The organism is Parabacteroides sp. AM58-2XD (assembly GCF_003463685.1).
GTDB lineage: Bacteria > Bacteroidota > Bacteroidia > Bacteroidales > Tannerellaceae > Parabacteroides > Parabacteroides segnis.
In genome coordinates, this window is the sequence record NZ_QSDP01000027.1 from 29,887 (window position 1) to 42,798 (window position 12,912).

A 12,912-nucleotide genomic window follows, 5' to 3' on the forward strand; every position below is an offset into this window, starting at 1 on the left:
TTCAGTTTTACGGAATATACTTAAAGTACAGCAACGCATTCTTCAGATTCTTTCCTATCAAGAACGGTAAGATAAGGAAGCCAGCCAACCAGACATATTCACTCCATGAATAGAACAAATCCCTGCCGTTCAACGCCTGATCCACATAAATCAGAAAATAGTGACGAAGCGGGAACAGGTCGCTCAATGCCTGCAAAGTCGGATCCATCCCTAACACGGGAAAAGAAAATCCAACAATAGAGAAAGCAATCATACCGAACAAACTGGCAAAACTCAATCCCAAACGCAAAGTTGGCAACACGCCGATCATAAACACACCGACAGCCTGCGAAGCCAGCACCAACAGGATCATTGCCGATATCATCGGCATCCAACCACTATTCAGCGGAAAAGCATTGAAACCGTACAAAGCGGCACAACACATCAACGCCACAATGGTGAAAATAACAGTTTGCGGGAGTAATTTTCCCAGCAGACTGGTCGTCAATGAGTTCCCTCCCGTCTGCAACCACTGGCGGGCGGTCGAATATTTTATCTCTGTACCGATGCTGAACACCGTCACCAGGAAGATCATCAACTGAAGCACGCCCGGCAAAATCGTATTATTCAGATAGACGGAATAGTTCAGCCAGGGATTACCGATCGCATGAGTATCCACTACTACCGGCTGAAGCTGTCCCATAATCTGGTCGGTCGTATATCCTTTCGCCAGTCCGGTCTGCAAGCCGACCGAAGCGCCAGCCAGGACAGACATGGTCTTCATATCCCTAAAAAGCAGGGAGGCTGCAATCAGATAAGTACCGTTCGTATAGAAAGACAATGTAGGTTGTTTTCCCGTTGTTGCCTCCACTGCAAAGTTCTTCGGTATATAAAAAATACCGTATATGTTTCCTTTTTGCATCTCCCGGCGTGCATCATCGAACGTAGCGGTCTTATAAACAACCTCCGTCTGTTCAAAAGCATCCAACTGCCGGATCAGGTTACGGGAAGTGGCTGAACCATCCATATCGACCACGGCAATCGGCAGATTGGTTGGCAAGCCATCTTGCATCAGTGACAGGAAGAAGACGACACAGAGAGCCGGAGCGATCAGCATACAGAAGAAATAGATCGGCTTCGATGTCAGCCGGTGTATCTCCCGCTTCGCCACATTCCAGATACTATGTAAACTCTGCTTCAATGTCATAATATTTCGTTTCCTTTTTTCTTCATTACGACAGACATCCCGGGACGTAAGTCTGCTATTTTTTCCTGCGGACGGGCACGGACTTCAAAGGTCTTCGAATCGAATTGTCCGGTTGTCTTTGTAGCTTTCCAGGCGGCATACGAACCCATGTCCTTCATATAATATACTTTCAGCTTTACCGGCTTATTGTCGAGTGCCGGAATAAAAGCATTCAGTTCCGAACCGATCTTGATATCCTTCAACAGGTCTTCACGAACACTGAATGACACCCACATATCGTTCAGGTCAGTGATATTCATAATCGGTGCACCTGTACCGACCAATTCTCCCACTTGTGGGAAACGTTCGGATACCTCTCCGTCGATAGGTGAAACCAAAGCCGACTCTTTCAAATAAGATTCCACTTCGGCAACAGCACCGCCGGCCTGTTGAACCAGGCAGCCGCAGCAGCCTTATCTTCCGAACGGGCACCATCCCGAGCCATATCATACTGCGACTTAGCCGCTTTTTCGGTAGCGACCATCGCTTTATAGTTTGCCTCGGCCTCATCTCTTTTCTGAGCAGACATGACTCCCTTGTCATATAAGTTCTGAACACGGGTATATGATTTTTTGGCAATCTCCAAACCTGCTTGCGCCTTCTGCCACATCTCGTAAGCACCGGCTATTTCCTGTGCACGGGCTCCTTTGATCGCTTTGGCATTCTGTGCTTCGGCAGCCTTTTGAACGGCCTCCGCCTGTTGCAGTTTTGCCAGAACTTCCGGTGTATTCAGATACACCAATGTATCACCGGCTTTTACCTTATCTCCTTCATCAAAACGATACATTTCGATTCGTCCGGGTACTTTTCCGGAAATACGAACCTGATTGGCTTCAGCCTGCCCCATAATAATATCGTCGGGAGGAGTAAGCAAAAAGAAACCGGTCAATGCGACTAATCCAATCACGACCAATACCGTGATAAATGCCAACATCATGTTGCTGATCGAAAACTTTTTATTCTCGTTCATCTTTGTATATTTTTATTGTTATTACTTCTGTTTATCTATCGACAGTTTACCCATTGCCTTCGACAGGTAAACTTCCGTTAATTTCACTTCTATCTGAGCGTCAATCAGACTGGAACGCGCCGATACCCAAGCCGTTTGAGCTTCCATCAGGTTTAAGGCCGGAATAACACCTTCTTCAAAACCCAGATTGGCATGGCGAAGGTTCTCCTCCGCATTCTCCATATTCCGTGAAGAAGCGGTCAGTTTCTTATTGGCTTCATTCACTTTATAAACGGATTGATTGACCTGCAACTCGACCTTTTCACGGGCTTCCATCAGTTGCAACATCTGGATACGTGTTTCAGCACGGGCGGAGTTCCTTTTATAAGTACCCTCCCACCAACCGGACAAAGGTACTTTCATCATCACACCGACATTAAACATTCCGGCAAATTCATTCTTAAACCCATTGAAAGCATTCGGGTTCGTTACCAGATAGTTTGCCGACAAAGCCACATTGGGTAACATGTCCGCCAAGACTATCCGTTCTTTCTTCTGATAAATCTTAGCTGCCAGTTCTAGGCTTTTCAGCTCATCGCGGTTAGCAAACGCTTCATTCACATTTGCGGTAGCGTCACTGGAATGGACGGGGAAGTTCTCTATATTTTCATCTGCCAGCGCCAAAGGTTCATCCAATGGTAAACCGCAAATCTGGGAGAGCAGCATACGCGACAAAGCCAGACCGTTATCCACTTTCGTCTGCGCCATTTCCGCCTCATTCAGCTTTACCTTTACCGACAGTCCGTCTGCCTGGGTGGCAACTCCTTCGGCAATCATGGCTGTCACGTCACTGTCCATCTTCCGGAGTAACCCGACATACGCGTCGGCCAGCTTTTTCTTATTGACCAGCGAAATCACCTGCCAGTAAGTTTCATCGGTTTTATAAATGACTTCCTGCAACTGGAGGTCGTTCATCGATTCGGCCAATTCACGGGCATATTTGGTAATCTGATTATAGGAGACAATTTTTCCTCCCATAAAGACCGGTTGAACCAGCGAAACGCCTCCCACCCAGATATTCTGCACATCCAGATGTTGCACATCGTCAATTCCTCCCATTAGTTGTCCGAAAACAGGAAGTTGGGCAAGCGGTCCCAGGGCGGAACCGAGTTTGGCACTCAAAGCGTCCATATCCAGCAGATTGATATCTTTCTGATTCCACATATATCCTCCCATGGCGGAAAGCTGCGGAAAATATTTAGTAAAAGCCGCTTTGCGTTCTTCATTGGCCGCCTTTACCTTTTCGCCGGACATCTGTAATTCCTTATTATTCTGAATAGCTAAGTTTCGACATTCTTCCAATGTCAAAGTCTGTTGGGAACTTGCATAACCAGAACAGACCAACAATCCTACTAATACAATAATCCGTTTCATCTTTTTATTGTTTTTTCATCCGGAGACTTTATTTTAACCACTAAAACAACTTATCACCTTTATCTAAATAAAAAACAACCGGTTATCTCCTATTGTTTATATTCGACAAACCTATATTCTTCGTACACAAACAAAAGTACGATTTATCGGTGCAAAAGTACTGGTTTAGTTTAAATATAAAATTGAATTAATTCAATTAAAGATGCGCTTTTTCAGCTTGCAGTACCAAGCATTGCTGATTCCCATATATTGGGCAATATATTTGTCGGGTACACGCTGCATAATCCACATGTAGTGATTGTAAAGGTATTTGATAAATTCTTCAGCCGTGCACGACTGGCGGATGGCAAACATAGAATAAAGTTTTGATATGATAGTCAGCATCGCATTCTGGTAATACGATGCAAATAACGGATAACGCAGAGAAAGGTCTTCGATATGGGTGCGCGATAGTTTTAGCAGTTCACCGGCTTCGAGCGCCTTAATCTCGAACTCGGAAGGTGCCTGGGTAAAATAACCGATAGCGGACAGAAAAGGATATTGATAGTCGGATGAAAAGCCGGTTACGCATTCATCGCCTTTTTCGCTTACATATAAATTAATGAATAGTCCTTTATTGATGAAGTAGGCATCCTGGCAAATCTCACCGGTACGAAGCAGGTAATCCCCTTTATCGACAGCAACCACTGTAGTGATATTCTTCAGTTCACTCACAAAAACTTCGTCGCGGGCCAGAGATTCCGGGAGATCCGCTAAAAGCTTCGCTAAGTGGTCGTCTGTTTCCATTCGTTAATCTTCCAACGTGAAGTTTCTCTTTCCGATCAGGTTTCCGTCAATAAAAATATCTACACGGTAAGTTCCCGGAGAAAGGAATTCTTCGATATCCCAATACATGGTAACGGGATATTCTTCCCCGTCATATTCGATCAGTTTCTTCATCGAGTAGTTGATATCCTTTCCTTCAAAGGGGAAAACATCGGCACGGCTCTTTACCAGCACATCATCGTCCGGTTTCATAATACGTACATATACAGTCTTCTCACCAACGGGAGCGGTAATATTCTTTGCGATGCGGAAATCGACTACGAAACGTTCCATACGTTTGATCTTCTTTGCCAGCTTTCCACGCGAATTGACCGGAGTAACCGTGATACCGGTAGCATCCAGGCGGCTTGCCATAGTAACACGTTCGGATAATTTTTCTTTTTCTTTCTTCAGGGTAGCAGCTTGTGATGTGGCACGCTGGTATTTCTGAACGGCTTCTTTCTTTTCTACCTGCAACTGTTCGTTCGCTCTGTTCAAAGAGTCGATCTGAACAACATAATTACGCATGATCTTACGAAGCGTTTCCAGTTCTTTCTTCAAACGGGCAATTTCTTTGGTATTTGTCGCCTTCACCGTACGGAGTTCTTCCATCAGGCGCTGAACCTTTGCCTGTTCTGTGGATAACAGGTTCATCAGGGAGTCATTGCCTACCTTGAATTCATATCCTTCATATTGCATAGACAACTCATTAAACTCATCTTCAAGCGTTTGCTTATCCAGGTCATAAGCCTCAACCAAATCATTCATCTGCTGTTTCTGCTGATAAATATAGTAACCTGCACCAGCGATAATCAGTATCAACACGACTACCGCCATGATTAATAATGAGAGTTTATTTATTTCCTTCGTTTCTTTCTTTTCTGTATCCATACGGTTCCTTCTAAAAATGAACGTACAAAGGTAATGTTTAATCAGATGTATTAAAACATATCCTGTCTGTTTATACATTTTTTAAGAACTAAATCATTCTTTTCAACCAATATGATGCCATTATAGTTTCATATCAGAGAAACAAAGATTCTATCTAATTGAAACTTTTGTGAAATCATAAGAAATATATTGAAATCGTCCGGCAGATTCACCTATATATAGGAAGTGCCTTACCAATTTTCTAAATAAAATTACTACCTTTGCGCCACTCAATTAAATAATAACACTGCATGCACGAGAAACTTATTATTCTTGATTTCGGCTCGCAAACAACTCAATTGATTGGCCGCAGGGTCAGAGAGTTAAACATGTATTGCGAGATCCTTCCCTACAACAAATTTCCGCATGATGCAACCGATGTGAAAGGGGTAATCCTTTCAGGAAGTCCTTACTCCGTTTACGACGAAAATGCTTTCAAGGCAGACCTGAGCGAGATTCGTGGAAAGTATCCGGTTTTAGGTATTTGTTACGGGGCTCAGTTTCTGGCTTATACATCCGGAGGCAATGTAGAACCGGCCAACTCACGTGAATACGGACGAGCCAATCTATCCTACATTAATAATGAAGATCCTCTATTGAAAGGCATCGACACCGGCTCTCAGATCTGGATGTCTCATGGAGATACAATCACTGTATTGCCGGATAACTTCAAAGTGATCGCCAGCACCGACGATGTAAAAGCGGCAGCTTATCATGTAGAAGGCGAACAGACCTGGGGCGTACAGTTCCATCCGGAAGTATTCCACTCTACAGACGGTACAAAGTTATTAGACAATTTCCTGAATATCTGCGGATGCGCCAAAGACTGGACACCGGCTTCTTTCATCGAATCGACGGTTGCAGAACTGAAAGAGCAATTGGGTAACGATAAAGTGATTCTGGCCTTATCGGGCGGCGTAGACTCTTCCGTTACAGCTGTATTGCTGAACAAGGCGATCGGCAAAAACCTGACCTGTATCTTCGTAGACCATGGTTTGCTGCGTAAGAATGAGTTCGAAAACGTAATGAAAGATTACGAACACCTGGGGTTGAACGTGATCGGAGTAAACGCAAAAGATAAATTCTATAAAGCATTAGCGGGAGTTACCGAGCCGGAACAAAAACGTAAGATCATCGGCAAGGTTCATCGACGTGTTCGATGAAGAAGCTCATAAGCTGAAAGATATCAAATGGCTGGGACAAGGTACGATCTATCCAGACGTTATCGAGTCTTTATCCATCACCGGAACAGTCATCAAGAGTCATCATAATGTAGGCGGACTGCCTGATACGATGAAGCTGAAACTGGTTGAGCCGCTTCGCCTTCTTTTCAAGGATGAGGTTCGCCGTGTCGGTATCGAACTGGGTATGCAGCCGCATCTGATCAAACGCCATCCGTTCCCCGGTCCTGGTCTGGGTATCCGTATCTTAGGCGATATCACGCCGGAAAAAGTACGTATCCTTCAGGATGCCGATGATATTTATATGTCGCTGATGCGCGAATGGGGTTTATACGACAAGATCTGGCAAGCCGGAGTCATCCTGCTTCCTATCCAGTCGGTCGGTGTTATGGGTGACGAACGTACCTATGAAAATACCGTTGCCCTGCGTGCCGTAACTTCTACCGATGCCATGACAGCCGACTGGGCACAACTGCCTTACGAGTTTCTGGCAAAAGTATCCAACGAGATCATCAATAAGGTAAAAGGTGTGAACCGCGTTGTGTACGACATCAGTTCCAAGCCACCAGCAACTATAGAGTGGGAATAAAAAATCACAAGAAGGATAATCTAATTAACTTAATAATTTTAGGAGGAATACGATGAAACAAGATATGATCGTTATTTTAGACCTGGGAAGTCATGAAAATACGGTATTGGCAAGAGCAATCCGTGCATTGGGTGTTTACAGTGAAATTTATCCTCACGACATCACAGTAGAGGAACTGAAAGCACTGCCGAACGTAAAAGGTATTATCATCAACGGTGGTCCGAACAATGTGATCGACGGTATTGCCATCGATGTAAATCCGGGTATTTACTCGCTGGGTATCCCCGTAATGGCTGCCGGCCACAACAAAGCATTATGTGAAGTAAAACTGGGTGAATTCACGACGATATAGAAGCTATCAAAGCGGCTGTGAAATCTTTCGTTTTCGACACCTGCAAAGCGGAAGCAAACTGGAATATGACAAACTTTGTCAACGACCAGATCGAACTTGTCAGACGTCAGGTAGGCGATAAGAAAGTCCTGCTGGCCCTGTCAGGCGGAGTTGACAGTTCCGTTGTGGCTGCCTTGCTTCTGAAAGCGATCGGCGATAAACTGGTTTGCGTACATGTAAACCATGGTCTGATGCGCAAAGGTGAATCGGAAGATGTAGTGGAAGTATTCAAAAATCAGTTGAATGCGAACCTGATATATAAAGATGTTACCGACCGTTTTCTGGATAAACTGGCAGGAGTTGCCGATCCGGAAGAAAAACGTAAGATTATCGGTGGCGAATTTATTCGTGTTTTCGAAGAGGAAGCTCGTCAACTGGATGGTATCGATTTCTTAGCACAAGGTACGATCTATCCGGATATCGTGGAAAGCGGTACAAAGACTGCCAAGATGGTAAAATCTCATCACAATGTAGGCGGTCTGCCCGAAGACCTGAAGTTCGAACTGGTTGAACCGCTGCGTCAGTTATTCAAAGACGAGGTTCGTGCCTGCGGTCTGGAACTGGGCTTGCCTTATGAAATGGTTTACCGTCAGCCGTTCCCTGGTCCCGGACTAGGTGTACGTTGTCTGGGAGCTATCACCCGTGACAGACTGGAAGCCGTTCGTGAAGCTGATGCCATCTTACGCGAAGAGTTCCAGCTTGCCGGATTGGACAAGAAGGTATGGCAATATTTCACTGTTGTTCCTGATTTCAAATCGGTTGGCGTACGGGATAATGCCCGTTCTTTCGACTGGCCTGTTATCATCCGCGCTGTCAACACCGTAGACGCCATGACAGCCACCATCGAACCGGTAGACTGGCCTATCCTGATGAAAATCACCGACCGTATCCTGAAAGAAGTAAAGAACGTAAACCGCGTTTGCTACGACATGTCTCCGAAACCCAATGCGACTATTGAGTGGGAATAAGATATAGGATTTAATAATATGAAAAGGAGTTGTGTCAAGGAATGCAACTCCTTTTTATATTATTTATAGCAACCTTCCTCCTCTACAAAAAACAATCGAACGAATATTATCCGATATAGACAATCATTCATAGCCTTGTAATGACAAATATATTTTCTTTGTTTTATAGGGGGCAGCAAAAAGTTTGTCATAGCTCATTTCCAGGAGATTACAAAGAAAACAGCTTACAACCAGGGGTAAAAAGTACCTACTTTCGCTCTCGAGTTTGTCATAATTAACATTTGTAATTTTTATATCACTCCAATAAAGATCAAAGCAGGTTACATTTCACTAATAATGAGTTTATCTCCTTTATGGATATAGACTCCCGATCACTTTTATCATAAATAGTAACCAAATTGATTACACCTTCATCTAAAGATGTTTTTATTAAATAAGTAATAACCCTGGCACCTCCACTTTTTCCCTTATTCTTAGAACAAATGCGCATACGTATCTTCCGGATATTGTATGATTTTAAAGTTCATCGATTAAATCCTGAAGAGTTTTCTGTTTGCCCTGGATATGCCCGGCTTTTCGTTCTCCTAATTCTCTCAAACCGTCAATAACAGATTCATGTACCATATAAGTCTCCTCTTCTTCCAATTCAACACACACTGAAACCGAATTACTAAGAGCACGCAAATAACGCAAGGCTTTGTCCAATAGTTCCTCACCCTGAAGGCCCATAATTGCTTCCACTGCTTCCATTTTTAGTATAGCCTCACGAGCATTTACATAAACGGCAACAGGCTCTGATACATTTTCCACTGTTGGATCTGGCTGTGAATATGGTTTAGCTTTCTTCATGCTATAATCTATTTATTTCTTTACAAAGATAGAGATATTCCTTTATTATTCACACGTCTGACAATTTTTAATCCAGCTTCTCCCCTCTACTTTTTCCCAACAATCTTCAGGAAACGTCCGGAAGTAATATTCACTTCTTTTATTTCGAAATAATCTTTTAACTGCGTAGCACTCACCCGTTTATTAACAGGCAGACCGACTTTGCGATAAGCAGCCGTCAGGATTACAGACAAATCTGAACGCGAATAGGTCTCTCCTACCCGGAACTGCTTCTCCACGATCTCCTTCAGTTGCTGCTTTTTACGGAAGACAGTGGTACCGGCTTCCTCTACTGCCCGTTTGATTTCGCTGTCTTTGAAGTCGACGCTCCGGATATAATCAGCACCTTTGCGGAGATAACATTCATGGAACATGCAATCGTATTCGGAAGAAAGGATACGCGCCAGGTAACGGCTGTAACGGTCCTGGTCTTTCTCGTCGGGAGAGAAACGCAGGTAAGCGATCCGTTCGAACTGCTCGAGGAGAAATATACGACGCTGTTTACGACTGGTCTGCCGATGACGGGCCAGACGGTCGTTGTCGGTCAACGGATATTGTTTGTCTTCATGCGTCACCTCAAAAAACGGGACATCCCGGTAGGCATTGAACAAACTGTCCGCCGAGCGGTACAAGCTCTTTACCCGTTCCTGCTCACGGAAATTATCCTGCCGGAAATAATTATCCTTTCCATTCTGATAGACATACTGCTGATAGGTAAGATTGACGGCTGCCTCCATATACGTCTCCCGGTATCCGCGCCGCTTATCCTTTTTACTCTTTTCCCTGATCTCCGTCATGGCCAGCCGGGCACTCTCCAGCCACTCGTCCACCTCCGACGCATTCATTGCCTCCAGCGAAGGCTTGATACTGGTTATATGCGTCAGGCTGCGAAAACCGTTACGGAAACGGCCGGCAATCTGTATCGCTTCCGTCCGCGGATCGATCACCGACTGCTCCGCTCCGTAAAGGTCGGAAAGCAGGATGATATCCGGTTTACATCGCACATCAATATCGACCGCCGAAAAGAAACGGCTGGTGAAGAAGTTATACCGTTTCAACTCTTCGATCCGGTCATGCATGCTCCGGTCTTTTACATGCCTCAGCTTCGCAATGCCCTGGGTACTGCAAAAAGTAGCAGAATTTTGCAACTCCGCCATATCCTTATAAAGCGATTCGATCGTATCGATGGAATTGACGAAGATACAAACTTTACTCTTACATTCGGGCAGCACTTCCGCCAACGCTTCCACCACATTATTGGTCGTAATCAGACGGAGCGGCTTGCGATACGGATAAGCCGGCTCGATACGTAGTTCGGTGAAACCATGTTCCTCAAATCTCGGATCGCGGGGCAGGATTGGCGTGGCACTGACAAATGCCATCTGCCGGAAAAGAAAAAAGTCGTCGAGTGGCGCCTCTATCGTCTCGCGGAAATCGTTATCCTGGATAATCTTCTCGCATTCGTCGAACAACATGAAAAAGTCCTTATACATATCGACACCTTCATCCTCCATCGCCTGCTTTACCTTCCAGAAACTTTCGGGTGTCACCATGATCTTGCAGCAGCCGGGATATTTGCGGATATGGCGCGCCACCTCATCGGTCTTGACACCGCGGTAAATACCCAGCAGGTTCTTATGTTTCTCCATCTTCCCGACGATCACCGGCACGTTCGGTTCGATGATAATAGAGGAACGGGGAGACATGATCTCGCAATAGGTAGCTCCCAATCCGGGCAATACCTTGTTCAGTATCACCCGTGTCGGTATATTTTCTTTTCCGTGGCGGCGAAGGGCATCCGACAGATACTCCCCTTTCCGGATATCCAGTTTAACGGTACGTATCATCACATTATTCCCTTTCAAATTGTACAGACTTCAGGCGTTGCATGAGTTCGGGTGAAACTTTAAACACGACATCTTTCACGGAGATAGATCCGGCACGTATCTCTTTGGGATCTTTCACCAGCCTCGACTGTGCCGTCAAAGTAAATGTTCCCAATCCGCTGATCGACACGCTGTTGCCGTCCTCCAGCAGGCTGATGATTCCTTCTTTGATTTGTTCGATTGCTCCGAGCATGGCGGCACTGCGGAATCCATGATCACCGGTCACATAAGAAGCCAATCCTTTTGAATCGACATTGTCCGAACGGATCACCTGCGGATAGAAACCATCTTCGATATCTTTGGAGAGATTGGTCGGGCGTTTGCGTAGTCTATATTTTACAGCCATTGTTTTGTATTGCTTAAAGTTACTTTTCCAAAGATAGGATATATAATCGAGAAAAAGACGGTTCCCGGCAATTAGTTATGAAAAAAGGCGGCTATCCGAATTGTCATCCCGGTGACAATGAAATATCATCGGGATGATGCTGGAACGTCACCGAGGTGATAGTTTGCAAAAGTAATAGGCTTTGCCGTTAAAGTATTAAGCTTTTGGGGTTAGATACTATAGCTTTTGAGGTTAAGGGTTATAGGGTACTCTCCGTACCTCTTCTATCCATAAAACTCAAGACAATACCTTAGCCGATGTCCTATACTCATTCGGTGAACATCCGATAACCCGTTTGAAGGCTTTGCTGAAATATTGGGGATATTGATAACCCAACGCATAAGCAACGTCACTGATCGACTTTGACGGATCGGCTAATAGTTCTTTTGCAACAGCCATTGTTTTTACCAAAATATATTCCTGGGCGGACGTTCCGGTTTCTTTCTTGATTAAGTCACCGAAATAATTAGCAGACAAATGCAACTGATCCGCACAATAAGCAACGGTAGGAGTTCCTATGGATAAAGGTTTTCCGGACGTAAAATAGTCATTCAGTAACTTTTCGAAATCGGTCAACGTATCTTTATTTGCCTTCTTACGAGTGATGAATTGCCGGTCATAGAACCTGACACAATAGTTAAGCAACAACTCGATGGCCGAAGAAATAATTAAATTACTGTGTTTGTCCTTCGCCTCCCTGATCTCCTCGTCGATCTTCATCATGCAATCTATTATGGTCTGGCGTTCCTGCTTTGAGAGATGCAACGCTTCATTTACGGCGTAGGAAAAGAAAGTGTAGTCCTGCATATGATGTCCGAGATGTGTGCCGTGCAATAATTCGGGCTGAAAGGTCAGCCACCATCCCATTGGCTGAAATTCTTCTCCTGTATCGTCATTGCCGATCACTTGTCCGGGAGCAGCAAACACCAGGGTATTTTCCTGAAAATCATAATAATTCCTTCCGTATTTGATCTGATCGGCACATTGAATATCTTTCAGGTAAACGACGTAAAAACCAATATTCTTACGTACATGACGTAACGGACTGATCTTTGACGCATCGATCACACTGACCAACGGATGCGGTGTTTCGATACCCAGAAAGTCATTATAGTCTTTAACCGTATTCAGTTTTATGATTTTATCCATGCCGGTTCGTGATTTATGTTTTCGACAAATGTAATAAATATCTGTGAGTTATAAGATCCGATCAGTAATAATTATACGTATATCCGTAATTCGTATCATATAGAATCTTTTCGGACACGGTAATTTTGTAGTA

General features: G+C 44.5%; 8 protein-coding genes and 3 pseudogenes. 2 read left to right on the plus strand and 9 right to left on the minus strand.

What is annotated here, in order from left to right:
- Positions 1-7: 7 nt before the first annotated feature.
- From DXA15_RS08730 to DXA15_RS08750, 5 genes and pseudogenes are all read right to left on the minus strand, one after another.
- On the minus strand, positions 8-1,186 hold the full coding sequence (locus DXA15_RS08730) for an ABC transporter permease (protein ID WP_128133786.1): 1,179 nt from the start codon (positions 1,184-1,186) through the stop codon (positions 8-10).
- A pseudogene (locus DXA15_RS08735) lies at positions 1,183-2,195 on the minus strand (HlyD family secretion protein). Before DXA15_RS08735 ends, DXA15_RS08730 begins: the two are co-directional and overlap by 4 nt.
- A 21-nt stretch (positions 2,196-2,216) precedes the next feature.
- Complete coding sequence (locus DXA15_RS08740; protein WP_128133787.1) at positions 2,217-3,608, minus strand: TolC family protein; 1,392 nt, start codon at positions 3,606-3,608, stop codon at positions 2,217-2,219.
- A 192-nt stretch (positions 3,609-3,800) separates the two neighbouring features.
- Entirely contained in the window at positions 3,801-4,394 is a 594-nt protein-coding gene (locus tag DXA15_RS08745) for a Crp/Fnr family transcriptional regulator (protein WP_128133788.1), read from the minus strand.
- A 3-nt stretch (positions 4,395-4,397) separates the two neighbouring features.
- Positions 4,398-5,303, minus strand: a complete 906-nt coding sequence (locus tag DXA15_RS08750) for a hypothetical protein (protein WP_128133789.1) — start codon at positions 5,301-5,303, stop codon at positions 4,398-4,400.
- A gap of 290 nt (positions 5,304-5,593) precedes the next feature.
- Between DXA15_RS08750 and guaA (DXA15_RS08755) the strand changes: the two are divergent.
- Both guaA (DXA15_RS08755) and guaA (DXA15_RS08760) read left to right on the plus strand, forming a co-directional pair.
- A pseudogene (gene guaA / locus DXA15_RS08755) lies at positions 5,594-7,112 on the plus strand (glutamine-hydrolyzing GMP synthase).
- 52 nt (positions 7,113-7,164) lie between these two features.
- A pseudogene (gene guaA, locus DXA15_RS08760) lies at positions 7,165-8,471 on the plus strand (glutamine-hydrolyzing GMP synthase).
- Between the two features lie 516 nt (positions 8,472-8,987).
- Here guaA (DXA15_RS08760) and DXA15_RS08770 read toward each other — a convergent pair.
- The 4 genes from DXA15_RS08770 to DXA15_RS08785 form a co-directional block, all read right to left on the minus strand.
- Positions 8,988-9,320 (minus strand): hypothetical protein, encoded by a 333-nt coding sequence (locus DXA15_RS08770; protein ID WP_010800136.1) that lies wholly within the window; start codon positions 9,318-9,320, stop codon positions 8,988-8,990.
- An 86-nt stretch (positions 9,321-9,406) separates the two neighbouring features.
- Complete coding sequence (locus tag DXA15_RS08775; protein WP_046147542.1) at positions 9,407-11,206, minus strand: DEAD/DEAH box helicase family protein; 1,800 nt, start codon at positions 11,204-11,206, stop codon at positions 9,407-9,409.
- A gap of 4 nt (positions 11,207-11,210) precedes the next feature.
- Positions 11,211-11,591: an HU family DNA-binding protein gene (locus tag DXA15_RS08780; protein ID WP_128133790.1), complete on the minus strand. Its 381-nt coding sequence runs from the start codon at positions 11,589-11,591 to the stop codon at positions 11,211-11,213.
- A 276-nt stretch (positions 11,592-11,867) separates the two neighbouring features.
- Positions 11,868-12,779 (minus strand): AraC family transcriptional regulator, encoded by a 912-nt coding sequence (locus DXA15_RS08785; RefSeq protein WP_128133791.1) that lies wholly within the window; start codon positions 12,777-12,779, stop codon positions 11,868-11,870.
- Positions 12,780-12,912 lie beyond the last annotated feature (133 nt).